The 17,291-nt window shown below is 42.8% G+C and carries 23 protein-coding genes and 1 tRNA gene; 19 read left to right on the forward strand and 5 right to left on the reverse strand.

Annotation, left to right across the window (positions count from 1 at the left end):
• Window positions 1-309 (reverse strand): hypothetical protein (locus ACFIJQ_RS04950; protein WP_375628844.1); only part of this gene is annotated, 309 nt, incomplete at its 3' end.
• A 2,160-nt stretch (window positions 310-2,469) separates the two neighbouring features.
• Entirely contained in the window at window positions 2,470-3,039 is a 570-nt protein-coding gene (locus tag ACFIJQ_RS04955; protein ID WP_375628846.1) for a hypothetical protein, read from the reverse strand.
• A gap of 85 nt (window positions 3,040-3,124) precedes the next feature.
• Here ACFIJQ_RS04955 and ACFIJQ_RS04960 point away from each other — a divergent pair, with 85 nt between their 5' ends.
• The 8 genes from ACFIJQ_RS04960 to ACFIJQ_RS04995 all read left to right on the forward strand — a co-directional run bounded on the left by ACFIJQ_RS04960 (window position 3,125) and on the right by ACFIJQ_RS04995 (window position 6,556).
• A complete protein-coding gene (locus tag ACFIJQ_RS04960; protein WP_375628848.1) occupies window positions 3,125-3,448 on the forward strand; it encodes a hypothetical protein in 324 nt (107 codons plus the stop codon).
• Complete coding sequence (locus tag ACFIJQ_RS04965) at window positions 3,435-3,695, forward strand: hypothetical protein (protein WP_273788616.1); 261 nt, start codon at window positions 3,435-3,437, stop codon at window positions 3,693-3,695. The genes ACFIJQ_RS04960 and ACFIJQ_RS04965 overlap by 14 nt, the downstream gene beginning before the upstream one ends.
• Before the next feature lie 149 nt (window positions 3,696-3,844).
• Window positions 3,845-4,168 carry a hypothetical protein gene (locus ACFIJQ_RS04970; protein ID WP_375628850.1) on the forward strand — a complete coding sequence of 108 codons (324 nt, stop codon included), beginning with the start codon at window positions 3,845-3,847 and terminating at the stop codon, window positions 4,166-4,168.
• Window positions 4,169-4,335: 167 nt separating this feature from the next.
• Window positions 4,336-4,584 (forward strand): hypothetical protein, encoded by a 249-nt coding sequence (locus ACFIJQ_RS04975; RefSeq protein ID WP_375628852.1) that lies wholly within the window; start codon window positions 4,336-4,338, stop codon window positions 4,582-4,584.
• 10 nt (window positions 4,585-4,594) lie between these two features.
• Window positions 4,595-4,918, forward strand: coding sequence for a hypothetical protein (locus ACFIJQ_RS04980; RefSeq protein ID WP_375628853.1), 324 nt, complete (start codon window positions 4,595-4,597; stop codon window positions 4,916-4,918).
• Window positions 4,919-4,952: 34 nt separating this feature from the next.
• On the forward strand, window positions 4,953-5,228 hold the full coding sequence (locus ACFIJQ_RS04985; RefSeq protein WP_375628855.1) for a hypothetical protein: 276 nt from the start codon (window positions 4,953-4,955) through the stop codon (window positions 5,226-5,228).
• 24 nt (window positions 5,229-5,252) lie between these two features.
• Window positions 5,253-5,936: a hypothetical protein gene (locus tag ACFIJQ_RS04990; RefSeq protein ID WP_375628857.1), complete on the forward strand. Its 684-nt coding sequence runs from the start codon at window positions 5,253-5,255 to the stop codon at window positions 5,934-5,936.
• Window positions 5,937-5,995: 59 nt separating this feature from the next.
• Entirely contained in the window at window positions 5,996-6,556 is a 561-nt protein-coding gene (locus ACFIJQ_RS04995) for a hypothetical protein (protein WP_375628858.1), read from the forward strand.
• Here the strand turns inward: ACFIJQ_RS04995 and ACFIJQ_RS05000 are convergent.
• Entirely contained in the window at window positions 6,547-8,757 is a 2,211-nt protein-coding gene (locus ACFIJQ_RS05000) for a toprim domain-containing protein (RefSeq protein WP_375628860.1), read from the reverse strand. The two genes, ACFIJQ_RS04995 and ACFIJQ_RS05000, sit on opposite strands and share 10 nt — an antisense overlap.
• On the opposite strand from ACFIJQ_RS05000, the gene ACFIJQ_RS05005 reads away from it, so the two are divergent.
• Both ACFIJQ_RS05005 and ACFIJQ_RS05010 read left to right on the forward strand, forming a co-directional pair.
• Window positions 8,756-8,911 carry a hypothetical protein gene (locus ACFIJQ_RS05005; protein WP_375628862.1) on the forward strand — a complete coding sequence of 52 codons (156 nt, stop codon included), beginning with the start codon at window positions 8,756-8,758 and terminating at the stop codon, window positions 8,909-8,911. The genes ACFIJQ_RS05000 and ACFIJQ_RS05005 overlap by 2 nt on opposite strands.
• 263 nt (window positions 8,912-9,174) lie before the next feature.
• Window positions 9,175-9,336: a hypothetical protein gene (locus ACFIJQ_RS05010; RefSeq protein ID WP_375628864.1), complete on the forward strand. Its 162-nt coding sequence runs from the start codon at window positions 9,175-9,177 to the stop codon at window positions 9,334-9,336.
• Window positions 9,337-9,432: 96 nt separating this feature from the next.
• On the opposite strand, the gene ACFIJQ_RS05015 is transcribed toward ACFIJQ_RS05010, so the two are convergent.
• On the reverse strand, window positions 9,433-10,503 hold the full coding sequence (locus ACFIJQ_RS05015) for a DUF1376 domain-containing protein (RefSeq protein ID WP_273788624.1): 1,071 nt from the start codon (window positions 10,501-10,503) through the stop codon (window positions 9,433-9,435).
• 423 nt (window positions 10,504-10,926) lie between these two features.
• Here ACFIJQ_RS05015 and ACFIJQ_RS05020 point away from each other — a divergent pair, with 423 nt between their 5' ends.
• The 7 genes from ACFIJQ_RS05020 to ACFIJQ_RS05050 all read left to right on the forward strand — a co-directional run bounded on the left by ACFIJQ_RS05020 (window position 10,927) and on the right by ACFIJQ_RS05050 (window position 14,732).
• The gene (locus ACFIJQ_RS05020) at window positions 10,927-11,244 is read left to right on the forward strand and encodes an XRE family transcriptional regulator (RefSeq protein WP_273788625.1); all 318 of its coding nucleotides are present in this window, start codon (window positions 10,927-10,929) and stop codon (window positions 11,242-11,244) included.
• Window positions 11,245-11,556: 312 nt separating this feature from the next.
• Window positions 11,557-11,946 carry a hypothetical protein gene (locus ACFIJQ_RS05025; protein WP_273788626.1) on the forward strand — a complete coding sequence of 130 codons (390 nt, stop codon included), beginning with the start codon at window positions 11,557-11,559 and terminating at the stop codon, window positions 11,944-11,946.
• A gap of 2 nt (window positions 11,947-11,948) precedes the next feature.
• Window positions 11,949-12,137, forward strand: a complete 189-nt coding sequence (locus ACFIJQ_RS05030; RefSeq protein ID WP_273788627.1) for a hypothetical protein — start codon at window positions 11,949-11,951, stop codon at window positions 12,135-12,137.
• Between the two features lie 252 nt (window positions 12,138-12,389).
• Complete coding sequence (locus ACFIJQ_RS05035; RefSeq protein ID WP_375628866.1) at window positions 12,390-12,599, forward strand: hypothetical protein; 210 nt, start codon at window positions 12,390-12,392, stop codon at window positions 12,597-12,599.
• Between the two features lie 460 nt (window positions 12,600-13,059).
• The gene (locus tag ACFIJQ_RS05040) at window positions 13,060-13,803 is read left to right on the forward strand and encodes a lambda exonuclease family protein (protein ID WP_375628868.1); all 744 of its coding nucleotides are present in this window, start codon (window positions 13,060-13,062) and stop codon (window positions 13,801-13,803) included.
• Window positions 13,804-14,275: 472 nt separating this feature from the next.
• Window positions 14,276-14,485 carry a hypothetical protein gene (locus ACFIJQ_RS05045; RefSeq protein WP_375628870.1) on the forward strand — a complete coding sequence of 70 codons (210 nt, stop codon included), beginning with the start codon at window positions 14,276-14,278 and terminating at the stop codon, window positions 14,483-14,485.
• Between the two features lie 67 nt (window positions 14,486-14,552).
• Window positions 14,553-14,732, forward strand: coding sequence for a hypothetical protein (locus ACFIJQ_RS05050; RefSeq protein ID WP_375628872.1), 180 nt, complete (start codon window positions 14,553-14,555; stop codon window positions 14,730-14,732).
• A gap of 204 nt (window positions 14,733-14,936) precedes the next feature.
• Here the strand turns inward: ACFIJQ_RS05050 and ACFIJQ_RS05055 are convergent.
• Window positions 14,937-15,011: transfer RNA gene (locus tag ACFIJQ_RS05055), tRNA-Thr, on the reverse strand.
• A gap of 177 nt (window positions 15,012-15,188) precedes the next feature.
• On the opposite strand from ACFIJQ_RS05055, the gene ACFIJQ_RS05060 reads away from it, so the two are divergent.
• Together ACFIJQ_RS05060 and murA are read left to right on the forward strand one after the other, a co-directional pair.
• Window positions 15,189-15,341: a hypothetical protein gene (locus tag ACFIJQ_RS05060; RefSeq protein ID WP_015856869.1), complete on the forward strand. Its 153-nt coding sequence runs from the start codon at window positions 15,189-15,191 to the stop codon at window positions 15,339-15,341.
• Window positions 15,342-15,501: 160 nt separating this feature from the next.
• Entirely contained in the window at window positions 15,502-16,797 is a 1,296-nt protein-coding gene (gene murA, locus ACFIJQ_RS05065; protein WP_273788630.1) for a UDP-N-acetylglucosamine 1-carboxyvinyltransferase, read from the forward strand.
• The last annotated feature ends 494 nt before the right edge of the window (window positions 16,798-17,291 follow it).

A 17,291-nucleotide genomic window follows, 5' to 3' on the forward strand; every position in this document is an offset into this window, starting at 1 on the left:
GTTGAGCAGTATCCCGTTGAGGGGAAGGGTGCACTCTTTTGAGGGCTGGAGTGCATCCTCTACAGTTTGGATGCTGCCTGATGAGGGTTTGGCAGTATCCGTTGAGGGGAAGGATGCACTCTTTTGAAGGCGGAGTGCATCCTCTACAGTTTGGATGCTGCCTGATGAGGGTTTGGCAGTATCCGTTGAGGGGAAGGATGCACTCTTTTGAAGGCGGAGTGCATCCTCTACAGTTTGGATGCTGCCTTTATCAGGGTTTGGCAGTATCCGTCGAGAGGAAAGGTGTACTCTTTTGAAGGTGGAGTGCATCCTCTACAGTTTGGATGCTGCTTCATGAGAGTGAGCAGTATCCATAGGGAAAGTCCTATTCCGTAAAAAACAGGGATAGCTAAAAGATTTGTTTTTATATTTTTATTGATAGGTTGCTGTATTTGTTAGGGCTATTCATTCTTTATTCTCAACATTTAAGATGATTATGTGATCAGGGTTGTTCGTCAATACAATCGTAAAAGACGCTGAGTATTTTTATAAAAATTAAGATATTTTTGTGCCTTTTTCTTGTTTTTTTTATGTTTACACAAGATTTACACTGCTTTTCAACAGTTTGTTTTTTTGCTTCGCTAATGGCGTTGGCTAAACACTTCAATTATTTTAACTGTTTCAACACCGCCTTAAAATAACAGTGCTTTATAATATGACAAAATGAGCTGTATAACGTTTGATTCTTGTGATTCTTGCGGGATGCTAGAAAGAGGGGGATGTTAGGAGAGATGTTGTATATATTTTTAGTTTATCTTTTAAAGCAGGAAGATCAACATATTTGAGAAGAATATGAAGTGCTATGGATAAAGCTTCCCTCCGTCTTTCCGGATCTATTTTTTATTCGGTTTGGCGGTTAAAGAGCAATAGCTGAATGGAATCACGCTTGCTTCATGTTTTTATCCTCACGCTTTAGATTTTTTCTCATGGGGATGCCAGTTTTTTAATGGGGTCTGACACGCCTTACGTAAAACAGAATGTTCCAAACAAAATATACTTGTGTTGCACATTTATGTCTTTGTTTAAAAAACATCATGTTGTCTTATCTCACAATAATGTTGGTGAATGGGGATGTTGGTAAATGGGATAATGGAGAAATCTCTTGTGAAGTGGAGAAGCCCTTCTTTAAAATCTCATAAGGGGAAAGTCAGCACTATCATACTATTCTAGCGTCTAATGTGAGGACAACCTTTGGCTCTTGAGAGTGTTCATAAGAGGCATTTTGATTCTTTATCTTTGACGTGTTTTATTTCATATGTCTCTCATGTTGGTAACGTGCAAAAGACACGGCGTTGATTGTTGCAACATGAAATAAATTTAAAATGAGAGAACCCTTATGATATTCGGGTCTCTTATTTTAATTATGAAGAACGGGTGATTATAATGATAAATCAATATGGTGTCGTGATACATCAACCTGTTGGTGGGCTACAGAATAAAGAAAGTCATTAAATATAAGTCATTTTGTTATGTCGTAAAACACTGTCATTTGCGGTTTGGTGATATGAGAGCCAGCCGCCTTGGATATGTTTTAAGTGTTTTTTTAAGGGCGTGGTGAATCTTTAGGGCAGGGCTTGTTTTGTTGCGCCTTGAGTTTAACTGAAAACCTTGAATGGAAAACCAAGAGTGAAGTCTATCCAAGTTGTTTGTAGATCAGATTGGGTTAAGAATCTTTGCTCTTTGAGGATAGAACGCAAGCCAATATGACAAAAGAATGATCTATTTTGCGGGGAGATTTTATGGAGGAATATAATAAAGCTCATAAGAAAGTGATTTAAGACAATACAGTTATAAAAAAGTACAGTCATAAAAAAAGTCCTCCGTTGCAATCAGAGGACTAAAAGCAGGAGAATTTTAACACTGGCTAGTAGGACATGTTAAAAAAATGAATTTAAAAGACCGTATTCAATCCACAAATTCATACTTACAAAACTATTACGCTACAATTAGCAGAGAATTGAAAAGATATCAATATAAAAAATACTTTTTACAAAAAAGAAGATTGTGTCATTTTGCATTAAAAATTAATGAATACTTTTTTCAATTGAATATTTATTTTGAGACTCGACATTAATTAAACAATTAAATTGTATTTAAATAAACTGTATTTAAAGCTGTTATGATGCATGCAAACATCTTAAACAGAACTTATTCTTCAATAAAAAATGAATAAACTTAAAAGAACCTCATGATTACAGGACTGGTGTGGGGGAAGGATTTTTGTTTTTAAGGGTGTGGAGTGTATCTTGAGTGGGTGTGGAGTGTATCTTGAGTGGGTGTGGAGTGAAGTATTGTCCTTTTGGGTGTGGGGGTGAAGTGGTGGAAGAGGTTGGGGAGAGCTGCTGGATGCTTGAGCCCGTGTGTGGGGGAGATTTCTTTAGAGGGGGCGGGGGCAACATGGGAGGCTGCTTAAAATGGCGAGGAGGGGGATTATTCAAAATGTTTATGGTTTGCATATCCCCAATGAAATGCGAGCAAGTCTAAACAATCTCGTAAATGATCGGCAAGGGAATTTTGTTTGCGTTTTGAAGAACTTAACTCTTTGATTGCTTGTCCATAGCCGATAACGCGTTCAAGCAGTGAATAGCCAAGAATACCCAGTTGAACTTTGATGGTTCTTAAATGATTGGATGCTTCTATTTGACGTTCAATGGGGTGTGTGTACCCTTGGCTACAGGAAACCTTTTCACGGGTGTAGTCAAGGCTCATGTGGAGATCGGCTTGACTTTGACGCCAGTAAAAATAAAAACGTTCTGCCGCTTTATATTGGGCTTTGCTGAGATGTCCTTTCGCATATAAAAGAGCAATGGGATGGCTTTGTGCATTGGCAATGGCATTGATGGTACGCGGATTGCTGGAGTTTTCTGGATGATTGGGTTGAAAATAAGGATTGCTCGTTTCAACAGGGATTTCTTGCGCCTTTAAATGACCAATGTGCCTTCCTTTCTCTTGATGGTCAAGTGGGCAGGTTTGCGTATTTTTTCTCTCTTGATGGGTCATATCATCTCCTTAAAAATTATCGTTTGCTTCTCGTTTTTAAAAAATGTTGCTTGCTCTAGGTAAAACAGGGGGATTAGAGGAAGTCATGTGTTGGAGTGTGCGTGGGGGTTGTGCGCTCTTGGGGGTGACTTGGACTGTTGCGCTTGTGTGTGGGAGCTCCATGGATTTGGCTCTTGAAAAGAGAGGTGTTTTGTCGCATGGTGGATTTTCCTTGAATGACTTGATGAGGGAGTGGCGTGATGGCGCGCGGTGCTTTGTCTTTGAAAAGACTGGTATTTTTCTGCATTGTGGCCTATGTCTGTGTGGCTGTTTATGTGGAAATGAAGGCGTTGGGGATGACGTGGGGCGTATTTTTACGGGCTGTGGTATTTTATGGCACTCCCGGCATTTTCCTTATGTTGGGTTATGAAGTAATGCAGCGGCGTGGTGTAAATCAGGGTTTGTTCTTCAAGATGTTGTTGTTGAGCTTCATTTTTGCTGCTGTCATTGATTTTATTTATGCGCAAGCTGAGCATTTTGGTTTGACTTGGGTGTGGTTCTCAAACAGGTGGGTGTTTAACATTCTTTTTGGCGTTGTCTTTGGTCTTGTCCTTGGGCTTATTTATCGTGGGGCAAGGCGTTTTGGGTTTAGGCTTTCATTCTTTGAAAAGGATTGATCTTTTGCTGTATTTTGGGCATGGTCTCTGATTTTTACTTAATAAAGGAGCGGGGCGTATGGTGGTTGCGCGGGACATGTTTTTGAAGGGGCTGGCGTTTTTCTGCATGATGAGCGTGACCTTTAATTTTACTGCTGTGGGGGATATTGATGCCGCATGATTTGTTTTTTTTGCCATGGTTGGAGGTTTTCTGCTTTGTTGCTCTTGTCTTTGTGTCTGTTTATGCGGCAATGAGGTCTTTCGGGGTTACATGGAAGGCTTTTTTAAAAAAAATGGCGTTGAGCTTCATTATTATCACTGTCTCTAAGTTTGTTTATGCGCAAGCTGAGCATTTTGGTTTGACTTGGGTGTGGTTCTCAAACAAGTGGGTGTTTCACATTCTTTTTGGCGTTGTCTTTGGTCTTGTCCTTGGGTTTATTTATCTAGGGGCAAGGCGTTTTGGGTTTAGGCTTTCATTCTTTGAAAAGGATTGATCTTTTGCTGCATTTTGGGCATGGTCTCTGATTTTTACTTAATAAAGGAGCGGGGCGTATGGTGGTTGCGCGGGACATGTTTTTGAAGGGGCTGGCGTTTTTCTGCGTTATTGGCTTGGTCCTTGGTTTTGCTTATGAGGATGCGGGGTAAGGGGATATCGCGTGGGGTGTCTTTTTTGAAGTTAGCGGTGTTTTCCTGCGTTGTTGGAGCTGTTGTTGGATTGGCGCATAATGGCGCCAAGCATATGGGGGTTCGCTGGTTTGTGATCTCGAACAATGGGGTGTTTGCGGGCACTATTGGACTTGTTCCTTTTTTTGCTCTGGAGGGGATACGGTGTATGCGTGTACTGTTGGGGGGCTTAAAAAATGAGCATTTCTCTTCCCTACGGGCATGGTCTTTGATGTTCTTTCTATGAGGGGTATTTGATGTCGAACGATTTGATGTTTTTGCAGTGGTTGGGGTTTTTCTGCTTTGTTGCTCTTGTCTTTGTTTCTATTTATGCGGCAATGAGGTCTTTCGGGGTTACAAGGAAGGCTTTTTTAAAAAACTTGGCGTTGAGCTTCATTATTATCGCTGTCTCTAAGTTTGTTTATGCGCAAGCTGAGCATCTTGGTTTGACTTGGGTGTGGTTTTCAAAAAAGTGGGTCTTTGACATTCTTTTTGGCGTTGTCTTTGGTCTTATCCTTGGGCTTATTTATCTAGGGGCCAGGCGTCTTGGGTTTAGGCTTTCATTCTTTGCAAAGGATTGATCTTTTGCTGCATTTTGGGCATGGTCTCTGATTTTTGCTTAATAAAGGAGCGGGGCGTATGGTGGTTGCGCGGGACATGTTTTTGAAGTTAGCGGTGTTTTCCTGCGTTGTTGGAGCTGTTGTTGGATTGGCGCATAATGGCGCCAAGCATATGGGGGTTCGCTGGTTTGTGATCTCGAACAATGGGGTGTTTGCGGGCATTATTGGACTTATTCCTTTTTTTGCTCTGGAGGGGGTACGGTGTGTGCGTGTACTGTTGGGGGGCTTAAAAAGAATGAGCATTTCTCTTCTCCACGGGCGTGATCTTTGATGTTCTTTCTATGAGGGGTATTTGATGTCGAACGATGTGATGTTTTGGCTGTTGTTGGTTTTTTTCTGCTTTTTTGCTCTGGCCTTGATTTTTATTTATGAGGGAGCAAAGCGTCGCTCTGTTACAGGGTGGATGTTTTGGCGTTGGGTGGTGCTTTATGGCATTGTTGCCACCTACCTTGGTTTTGTTTATGTGGGCGTGGGCAGGCGCGCTGTTGACGGGGAGCTGTTGTTGAAGGGGGCGGTGTTTTCTTGCATTTTTGCAACTGTCCTTGGTTTGGTGCATCTGGGCGTCAAGAGTATGCCTGTGGCGGGGCAAGTGTTCTTAAAGGCGGTTATGTTTTGTTGCATGATGGGCTTTATCCTGTGGTTTGCTGCTGTGGGCGTCAGAGATATGGATAGCATAAGGGCGGTATTCTTAAAGGGATTGCTTTTGACTGTATTGTTGAAAGTGCTCTTGGGGTTCTTTATACGCGAGCAAAGTGATACGGTGCTACAGAGGTCGTTGCGTGCTTTGAATTTTGTGCTGTTTTTCTGCATTTTGGCACTAATCCTTTTTTTTACCCGCGAGGGAGCAGAGAATCTAGGGTTGAGCTGGCTTTGGTTCTCGAATGAGAGGGTGTTTCTCTTTATTGTTGGATTTCTTTCTCCTTTGATTTATCAGGGTGTAAGGCGTGCGCGTGTTCTAGGGGCTTGGTTCTTGAGGTAGGTGGTGTTTTTTTTCTCCATGGGTGTGACCTTTAATGGGCTTGCTGTGAGGGGTATGTGATGTCGAACGATTTGTTTTTTTTGCTGTTGTTGGTGTTTTCCTACCTTTTTATTGTTGTCGTTATTGGTACTTATAAGGTTTCCAAGCGCTTCGATATTCCGTGGTGGCGGGCGGCGTTTTATTGTATTTTTGGTATTTCCCTCTTTTTGAAGGAAGTGCTGTTTTACTGCATTTTAGGAGTCGTCTTTTTTTTGGCTCTTGAGGGGATGGAGAGTATGGATATACCGTGGGGACTCCTGTCCTTGATAGGGATCGTGTTTGCTGTAGTGTTGGAGTGGTTCTTGATTTTGCATATGAGGGGGCGGCAAGATGGGGTGCTGACGCGTTGTTTGTGGCTATTGAAGGGGCTGGTGTTTTGCGCCGTTGTTGGAGCGATCTTTTTTTGTTTGCGTTTGGGAGCAGAGAATATGGGGTTGAGCTGGCTTTGGTTCTCGAAGGATTGGGTGTTTTTTATCATTTGTGGATTTATCCTTCCTGTTGTTTCTGTGGGAGCAAGGCGTGCGCGTGTGAAGGCGGAGGCGTTTTTAAAGAGAGTGGGGTTTATGGAGCATTACAGATAACGTCGAGGGAATGTTTGTTCAAAAGAACAGCGATAGCGGTAGGTTTGGGGATCAAACCAGAGCCCTATTTTTCCTTCAAAATCACCAGAACGTTGTTTGGCAATATTCATAATGACGCCAGGGCGTTTGGCTAAATCTGCTTTTTCTTGTGCTAGAGAGGCGGCAAAGATTTTGTCTTCTAACGATCGATTGCGCCAAATGGTGATGATGTTAAAGGCATTGGCGCCAATTTCTGAGGCACCTTTAATGTCTTCTGTGCTGGGGATGTCTTTATCCAGACCGCCTTTGCGGGCGTGGGCTACAAGATGAATGTGTACACTGTTTAAAACAGCCCAATCAACCATTTTATAAACGGCTTGTTCTTGTCTTGCATAATCATCAGAGGCAATGCCAAGCCGCATGAGACTGTCGATGATAAATTGATCGCAGCCATAGCGCGCACGACAATAGTCAAAGACATCAAGCAAGGTGTCAACGCTTGATTTGCCAACATGTTCATAAAGAATAAGCCCATCGTCTAAAAAATGAAGAATCCGTTCAATTGTCTCTTTTGTAGGCTTTTCTAAGCCGCCCGTTTGTTTGGTTAAGCGCCGTAAAGATTGTTCTCCTTTCATTTCTAGAGAGGCTAAGCAAAGGCGACTCTTTTGCGCAATCCAATGGGGAATACAGTCTGATAACAATTGGCTTTTTCCTGCACCACTCGCACCGCTCCAAAGCGTTAATTCTGCTGGGCGGAAATGCAATTTGTCCTTCAGTTTAGGATAGGGAACCGTATAACCAAGATGTTTTTCAGGCTCTGGCCAAAAAAGCCCTATTACTTGATCTTTATAGTCTGAGGCGCGCCGTAAACCTTCTGGGGCAAAGCTTTGTGCTGAGGAAAAGGCGGCTTTTATGGTGGCTTTATCAATCCCTGCGGTTAAACAATCATTGGCATCTTTAAGGGGTAAACGGACACGGTAGCAACGGTGGCGTCCAAGCCTGCTGGCAATTTCACGGGCTGCTTCTTCTCCGGGCTGGTCCATATCGGTGGCTAAAAAAATCGTTTCAAAAGATTCTAAATGATCAAATTCATTTTCAATCCAGTTGTGTTTGCCTCCACTTCCTCCCCCAAAGGGAACAGAAACCGCCGGATATCCATAGGCAGCTAAGGAAAGCGCATCAATTTCTCCTTCAGTGATAACAATTGTACGGTTTGTTGAAGAAAGTGTGGGAAATGGCGCGCACTCCATTAAGGGCACATGCTGGGATGCCTGTGTAGAGGCGGGGTGGGTTGAGGCGGTGTTTTGGGATTCCTGTGTAGAGGTATGGTTGGTTGAGGGTGTATTTTGGGATTCCTGTGTAGAGGCGTGGTTGGTTGAGGCGGTGTTTTGGTGTGCCTGTGTGGAGGCGAGGTTGTTTGAGGCGGTGTTTTGGGATTCCTGTGTAGAGGCGGGGTGGGTTGAGGGGGTATTTTGGGATGCCTGTGTAGAGGTTGGGTTGGTTGAGGGAGTGTTTTGGGATGCGTGTGTAGAGGCGTGGTTGGTTGAGGCGGTATTTTGGGGCACGTGTGGGGCGTGGTTGGTTGAGGGTGTATTTTGGGATGCCTGTGTGGAGGCGGGGTTGGTTGAGGGGGTGTTTTTGGGGGAGCAAAGGGCTTGCCAACCAAACAAAATCGGTTCACATTGAGAGGCGGTTGGTTTGCTTTTTGCTCCTGCTTGCGCGAGCCGTTCTTTAACTAGAGCAAGGGTGCCATCGGGTTTATAAAAGGGGAAAATGATTTTTTCACCATTTTCTCCTATGCGGTAACGCTTTATAACCTCTAGAGGAATGTGGCGTTCTTTGTGGAGATAGTTTTTTACCAGATTCTGCGGGGTCTGCCCTGTAGGAACCGGTGGACGGCGATAGGAACGATGAGGGACCATAAAGGGTTTTGGGCGTGTCAGATTGAGAGTCGCGCGTGCTTCTTCTAATGCTTGAGAGAGGCTAATGCCTTTGACTTCACACCAAAGGTCTAAAAGATCTCCTCCAGTGCCTTCTGCAAAATCATACCAAAGTCCTGCTTTACTACCACTCAAGCAAATTGATAAACTTTGACCAGCTTCACCACGTGTGTTGCCTACAATCCAATTGTTGCCTCGTTTGTGCCCTTGGGGAAGAAGCATTTCTGCTATTCTATCGGCTTGTGAGATAAGTTTTTGTTTGATTTCAAAAATTGTGCTCATGGTTATTCGTGAAATGATTGTTGTTTTTCTCAAGATGTGGGGGAATTCTCTTTTTGCTGTTCTAGCTGTTCGATCTGATAGTGAAATCCGTGGTGCTATGGGGCTTTGCCAGTCTACTTTGAGCGCTTCTTTGTCGCTCTTTGCTTGCCAATAGTCGCGAAACTTCTTGGCTTGCTAATGGGCTTGGCTTTCACTCAAACCTTTTGAAACTGCTGCCTTGATGTCTGCTTGCTAATGCTCAGGAAGACGGTACCCCTTTTGGCAAAGGCGGTTATTGGAAGAAGGGTGTTGCTCGAGAAAGAGGGGGTGGATGCTGAAAGGCTGACGAGCGTTGTTTGAAGGGTATGATCTTTGCTGAAAGTTTCTGAAACTGCTGCGTTGATAACTATTTGCTAAGGGCATGGAAGACGGTACCCTTTGGCAATTGAGGCAGTGGGTTTTTTGTTGGAAGAAGGCGGGATGGATACACAGAGGCTGGAGAGCTTTTGTGTTCCTTTGCGTGCAAGAGATGAGGCGTGTAGGGCGAGCGCTTTTGTGGTGAGAGCAGTAGGGGTGGTGTTGGCTCGTTTTGCTGTATGAATAGCTTATTTCATTGTTGTTTTTATTATTATTTTTATGGTTTTGAAACATTTTTTGTCCCCGCGCGTGCTTGAAAAATAGGTTGTTCGTGTGATGTCAAAAATTGTCGCTATAATTGATCAAACTGCGGTAAAGCATGTCGTTGCTTTCAGAGATGAAAGATGAGGAGCTCCCCTGTTTTTGCTGTTCTAGCCGTTCGATTTCACGGCGAAACCAGTTGCGCCATGTGGCTTGCCAGTCTACTTTGAGAGCTTCTTTACCGCTTTTGGCTTGCCAATAGTCGCGAAACTTCTTGGCTTGCCAATGGGCTTGGCTTTCACTTAAACCTTCTGAAACTGCTGCCTTGATGTCTGCTTGCCAATGCTCAGGAAGACGGTGCCCTTTGGCAACTGAGGCAGTGGATTTTTTGTTGGAAGAAGGCGGGATGGATACAGGAAAATTGCTGGGTGGGAGGTTGGTGGCGGATTTTGTTTTTTCCCCCGTGACAATTTGCGCAATAGGGGCGGGGGCGAAATCGGCTTGTGGAGCGTTTGAGGGGGAGGCGTTTTTTTGCTCCGCTTCTTCTTGTGGAGGGGAAGGGAGAGCAGAATCAAGAGCTAAAGAGAGAGACTGCTGATCGCTTTGTTCAAAGTTTTCTTCACAGGAAAAACAAGGTTCTGTTTCATCACACAAAATTTTCTTTTCTAAAACACCGTAAGGTGTTTCCTTTTCTTCTGCCTTTTGAGCTTTTGAGCTTTGTGCAACATCTTTTGTACTTTCGTTGAGCAGTTGTTGAATCTCTGCATTGATTTTCTTGCGCTTTTTTGCCGAAGAACGACCCGCAAAGGATTTTTGTTCAAGCAATTTTTCACGCTCTTGAAAAACATTTTCGCAACGCTTGTTCCATAATCCATTGGCTAAATTTAAAATCTTACCCTCTTGGATGAGCATCTCTAAAACATTAACAAAAGTTCGCTTGTCACAACCACAAAGACGCGCTAAACGTTCTTTCGATATTTCTAGAGGACGACCGCGTGCATACATTTCATTGAGAAGAATCGTATAGATTCCAATTTCGTGTGCACGCATCCCACGAACACCTCCTAGAAAGTCATTTTGATACCAACAAACATACGGAAGCCTAGACGATTCATAATGAGGAGTTTCTTGTTGATTAGCGTGTTTCATACTGCAATCTACTTTCTTTTTTTTTATACATTTTTATTGACGATAAAAGCGCAAATAGGGATTTAACTTGTGTTTTTGTTTGGCTCTGTTTGATGATGACGAGAGGCTTCTTTACGACGTTTATAAATGATTGGGTGTGCTTGAAGCGCATGCAAACTTACGATTTAAGATTGCGGTGATGGAAAAAATAAAGAGTACCACACATTTTCAATGTATCTGCTTTGGGGTATTTGCTTTGGGCAGCAACTTTTGGAGGTGGCCTTTTATGGGATGGTTAAAGTGTTTTTATGATCCAAAAATAAAAAATTTTTCCCCCTAAAAGTAAAATTTGTTTCCTTAATTTTATCCTTTTTAGAGGATAATGCAAGCCCGTTTTATAAAAAGGGCGTGTTTTTTTAAAAAGACGCGCTATATGGTGGAATTATGAATATCGATGGTTGGCGTCAAAGATTAAGAATCGCTTTGGAAAAAAGTGGGCGGTCAAAAAGATCGATCTCCCTCGCGGCCGGTAAAGGCGCGGGGTACCTTCATTCTATTCTTTCTGAAGGAAAAGAACCAACAATCGAATCTCTCTCGCGAATTTGTCACGAAATTAATATCAGTATGAATTATATTCTTTACGGAAAAGGGGCCAGCCCTGAAGATAAAGAATTTATAGAGCTTATTTCAAAACTCTCTCCGCAAGAGAGACAGGCGATTTTGACTCTTTTGCGGCGACCCGTTGACGAAGCTCCAAAATAAGTTCTTTCTGTGCTTTTGAATCAAGACGACTCCAGTATTTTATTAATATTATATCACTCATTTTATCTCTCCTGTGTGGTTATAATTGCAATCGAGTAAGAACAAATAGAGAACAACAAAGGGACATGAGGGGAACAAAGAATGATAGATTTTTATTTACATATGTCATTTGGACCCCGTAGAGATTTAAAATATATCTTTTATGAAGGATAAAATGATTGACATCTCTCCTATAGAGGATATAAGACTAACGCTATATTTAGTCTTGTCAAGATAAGGCTATGCTTTATCAACTATCTAAAGGGGGAAATCATGAAAAATATTCCATTCGTTAAAGAGGATGAAATCATTATCGTTTTATGCGAAGAGGAAAATCCTAATACTTATGAAGGAACAATCGACGAAATCGAAGAAGTGCTCGAACTGATTGAAGAATGTGAAACTGTTTATAGAGTTTTACGACTCGACCTGACAACTTCTCATGCTGAAGATGTTACGGAACAAATCGCTGATTTTTATGTAGAAAATCATGAAGTGAATGAAGAAAATACGCCATTGCAGCCCTTCGTTTTGAATAGTGAAGCTTATCATGTTTGTTTAAATGAAAGAGCGGCTTGCGATTATGAAGATAATCTCTATGGCTCTTATGAAAAACAGCATCGTTTACGCCCATGTGATGTCTTGACAGATTATTGGTGGTAAACATGCCAAGTTATCTCAAGACTTCGTATCAAGGGATTCCACTTTATTATGCTGGAAATACGCGAAATTTAATCAGACTCGAACCACAAAAACACAACGCTATTCTTTTCATATCGCAAGAGGTGGCTCAGTTGATGGTAAAAAAATTGGAGGAAGAATATTACCGCCATGATTTTTCCGTCGTGCAATAGCTAGATTGAAAAACGATGCCGCAATGAAAGGGCAAGTGCTTTTTTATTGCGGTGATCATGATGCGCGTTATGTTTTCTTTCTTAGGGGGCTTGGGGGAAATTTTAGCTGATATGAGACGGGGGGGCATGAAGAAAAGAGCCTATGGATGAGAAATTGCGGGCGCTTTGCGAGGGGAAAAGCTGTCGGCTTGGTTTCATTGGAGGGATTGAGGAAATGGAGGGAGAGGTAACTATCAGTGGCTTGGAGTGAATATGAAAACTTGTTGTAGAACGAACATGAGGCTTAGGAGGAAGAGAAGCAGCAGTATAGCGTTGAAGGAGGGGCAAAGTTTTATAAAAAGGAAAGAGCAGAGGGGAAAAGAAAGTGGGGTGTTTGAGGAGGACGCAAGTAGGGGGCACAGGAAGCACAGGGAATTTGGAGTGAATATGAAAACATGCTGGAAAATGGAGGAAGATGTTTGAAGGGGGAATTAAGACCGTTAAAGCTTGTTTAGACGTATTGGGACACGTGTGTTCTGGGAGCTTTTGTGTTGAGTGTTAAGGGGGGGCATTATTTTACTCGTGAAAGGGCAAGTGCTTTTTTATTGCGGTGATCATGATGCGTTATGTTTTCTTTCTTAGGGGGCTTGGGGAAATTTTAGCTGATATGAGACGGGGGGGGCATGAAGAAAAGAGCCTATGGATGAGAAATTGCGGGCGCTTTGCGAGGGGAAAAGCTGTCGGTTGGGTTTCATTGGGAGGATTGAGAAACCTGCGGGGGGGGGGGGGCAGTTTTTTTGTTTTCAGGGGAACAATACTTGAAGGATGCATTGAAGGATGCTGTCGCCTTTAGTCCGTGTGAGGGACACAGGCTTAAACAATGTGAATGTTTTAAAGAGGATATATTGCAAAAAACACTTTAAAGGTGAAGGGGAGAAATACTATGCCAATCATTATCGATTGTATTCAGGGAACGGAAGAATGGCAGAAAGTACGCAATGGTTTGATTACGGCTTCTTTGTTTGAGATGGTTATGGCACAAAAAAAACAGGGGCAAAAAACTTCACGATATCATAGTGTGATGATGAAATTGGCGGGAGAAAGAATTACAGGAAAAACCGTTGAGGAAGGAACAACGGTTTCTCAGCGACGCGGGACAGAATTAGAACCAATCGCACGACAGCTCTATGCAAAACTTACGCATACAGAACCTGAATGTATTGGCTTTGTTTTGGCAGATGATCGCGGACAAGGATTTTCTCCCGATGCTTTTGTGGGAGAAAATGGCTTATTAGAAATTAAAACAAAAAAACCTGAAATTTTGATCCCTCATTTCATGCAAAAGACTTTTCCAGCAGAACATAAAGCACAATGTCAAGGAGGGTTATGGATTTCTCAACGCGAATGGGTGGATTTAATGCTCTATTGGCCTGATATGCCACCTTTGATTAAACGTGCTTATCGTGATGAAGCGTATATTTGCAAGCTTGAAAATGAAATTAGCCGTTTTAATGAGGCTTTGGAGAAGATGGTGCAGCAAATTAAGTGTGTTGAGACAGGTTTTAGTATAAGGACAGAAATTGCTTTGAAGGAAAGGAAAAACAGAGAGCGGGGAGCGAATGCAAAGCGTCTGTTGGTGGGCAAAACAAGAATGAGGCGGGCAAGAAAGGGATCTGTACAGCGTTGAAGGAGGGGCAAAGTTTTATAAAAAGGAAAGAGCAGAGGGGAAAAGCAAGTGGGGTGTTTGAGGAGGACGCAAGTAGGGGGCACAGGAAGCACAGGGAATTTGGAGTGAAGATGAAAACTTGTTGGGAAATGGAGGAAGATGTTTGAAGGCGAAGTGGGAGCTTTAAAGCTTGTTTAGACGTATTGGGACAAGTGTGTTCTGGGAGCTTTTGTGTTGAGTGTTAGGGGGGGCATTATTTTACTCATGAAAGGGCAAATGCTTTTTTATTGCGGTGACCTTGATGCGCGTTATGTTTTCCGTCTTAGGGGGCTTGGGGGGAAATTTTAGCTGATATGAGACAGGGGGACATGAAGAAAAGAGCCTATGGATGAGAAATTGCGGGCGCTTTGCGAGGGGAAAGCTGTCGGCTGGGTTTCATTGGGGGGATTGAGGAAATGGAGGGAGAGGTAACTATCAGTGGCTTGGAGTGAATATGAAAACTTGTTGTAGAACGAACATGAGGCTTAGGAGGAAGAGAAGCAGCAGTATAGCGTTGAAGGAGGGGCAAAGTTTTATAAAAAGGAAAGAGCAGAGGGGAAAAGCAAGTGGGGTGTTTGAGGAGGACGCAAGTAGGGGGCACAGGAAGCACAGGGAATTTGGAGTGAAGATGAAAACTTGTTGGGAAATGGAGGAAGATGTTTGAAGGCGAAGTGGGAGCTTTAAAGCTTGTTTAGATGTATTGGGACACGTGTGTTCTGGGAGCTTTTGTGTTGAGTGTTAAGGGGGGTATTATTTTACTCGTGAAAGGGCAAGTGCTTCTTTATTGCGGTGATCATGATGCGCGTTATGTTTTTGTTTTTTGGGGGCTGTCTGTTTTAGTCAGTATGGGGAAAGAGAGGCATGAAGAGCCTATGCATGAGGAACTGTGGGAGGCTGTGTTGGGGAAGTGAGACAGGAGACGTATTGGGGTGTGGGTTTGAGCTGCTTTTATGTTGAGTGTTAGGGAGGCACTAATAAATAAGGCAAGAGCCTTTCTCATTGGGGAGAGAATGCTGCGCATGATACTTTCGTTGATGGAGGATTCAATGGAGGTGATTGATGCTTGTAGAAAAGAGGAGAGGGGTAGGAGAAGAATAAACAAAAGAAGAATAAAATGGTGCTGCGAGAGAGGATTGAACTCTCGACCTCTCCCTTACCAAGGGAGTGCTCTACCACTGAGCTACCGCAGCCCCTTTTCAATCTTTGCGCTGTCTTGTGCCATATTGTCAGAAAATAGGCAAGAGAACATTTGTATATTCTTGCAAGAAAACGTATCTTATGTCATGACATATGTTTCTTATACACTTAAATATTTAAGGCTATGAGTTGCTTGGATAGAAGCTCAACACTGTTTAAAAGGTTGCGCAATGACACAAATGCATCAAAAACAAAAACAAAATGAAATGAATCATCAAGATGAAAAAGCAAAACGACGTCAAGAAAGATTGGCGCAACAATTGCGTCAAAACCTGAAACGTCGAAAAGAGCAAAGCCGACAAAGAGCGCAAACAGAGCTCTAAAATGAAAAAAAATGTTTTTTAGTGAAGCTTTGCAACTAAACTTCTCAATAATTTGTTCTCATATTTAGAATGCGTTCTAAAACGATTAATAAAGCATAACTTCCCGAAGGGGGAAAAAACCTTTGGAAGGGCAGGCACAAAGGAAAAGAGGGAAAACACTATGGATTCTATTCAAATTGTTGGGGGGAAAAAACTTAAAGGAACCATTCCTATATCAGGGGCAAAAAATGCTGCATTGCCTCTTATGATTGCGGCGCTTTTGACAGAAGAAACGCTCACTTTAGAAAATATTCCTCATCTGGCTGATGTCGAATTGCTTATTCGTATTCTCAATAATCATGGTGTGGGATATGCCGTTGATGGACAAGAGTTTAACGATGAGTGTGTGAATTCAAGAACAATTCATTTTACTGCGCAAAAAATAGCGACAACACGGGCGCCGTACGAACTGGTGAAAAAAATGCGCGCAAGCTTTTGGGTTATCGGACCTCTCCTTGCACGATGCTTAGAGGCTTATGTTTCGCTTCCTGGAGGATGTGCTATTGGAACAAGACCTGTCGATTTTATCCTTGAGGGACTCAAAACTTTAGGCGCACAGATTACGATCGAAAATGGATATGTTCATGCAAAAGCACCAAGGGGGTTAAAAGGTGCTCACTATCGTTTTCCTAAGGTCACTGTTGGTGGAACACATGTGATTCTTATGGCGGCGACACTGGCAAAGGGAACAACCGTCCTTGAGAATGCGGCTTGTGAACCAGAAGTGGCAAACCTTATTCGAACTCTGAATGCTATGGGGGCTCAGATAACCGGTGAAGGAACAACAACGCTTACAATTGAAGGGGTTAAAAAACTTAAAGGGACAAAAATACGCGTTATTGCTGATCGAATCGAAGCGGGGACATATGCAATGGCTGTGGCTATGACAGGAGGCGATGTCTTTCTTAAAAATGCAAATCCTAATCATCTTACAAAAGTGCTTAAGGTGCTTCAGAAAACAGGACTCGAGATTCAAATAGAACCTCAAGGAATTCATGTTAAGCGAAATCCAAAGAACACAAAAATTATGCCCGTTGATATTAAAACAGGACCTTATCCTGCTTTTCCAACCGATCTCCAAGCGCAATTCATGGCGCTCATGACACGGGCTGAAGGAATCGCGCATATTACAGAGACCATTTTCGAAAATCGTTTTATGCATGTTCAAGAACTCAATCGTTTAGGGGCCTCGATAAAGCTTGATGGGCAGACGGCAACCGTCTATGGAACAGAGAATTTGCAAGGGGCTCCTGTCATGGCGACGGATTTGCGCGCTTCTGTTTCTCTTGTGATTGCAGCATTGGCAGCAAAGGGAGAAACAATCGTTAATCGTGTTTATCATCTTGATCGTGGATTTGAGAGATTGGAGGAAAAATTAGTTCGTTGTGGCGCAAAAATCCAACGTATCACAGTGTAATTCCCTTTGAGGGTATTCTTTAATTTCTCTCTTCGGGGGGCTTAATCTCAGACAACAAGGTTTGTTAATCCTCTCAATAAACGTGGGGTTTATCTCATGGGTTTAGGATTTTTACGAGCGAGCATAAGCGTTTGAGAGGCGGGGGTGGAGCTCATAAAACAAACACTGTTTTAAATTTTATTGCTAATTTCCTGAAATTACCTTATAAATAACACTGTAATTTTGGTCGTATACGCAACGGCCAAGAGGGATTCAAAACCCCTAAAGTTCAGTACATAAGATTAGCCTACTTTTGTGGGTTTCCCGGGATTCCGGGAGTTTTTGCCATGTCCAGGTGCGATGAGCACTAAAAGCAAAAAAGCTGACTGAACTCAGTGTTTTTGACTCCCGGAATACCAATGCGAGGGCGCTCGCACTCGGCAGGGGAGCTTGAAGTGAAAGCTAAAAATCCACACTTTAACGATATTTCGATAGGCAGAAAAATTCGCTTTAAA

It is taken from the genome of Bartonella sp. TT67HLJMS (genome assembly GCF_042193375.1).
In the GTDB taxonomy this organism is placed as follows: domain Bacteria; phylum Pseudomonadota; class Alphaproteobacteria; order Rhizobiales; family Rhizobiaceae; genus Bartonella; species Bartonella grahamii.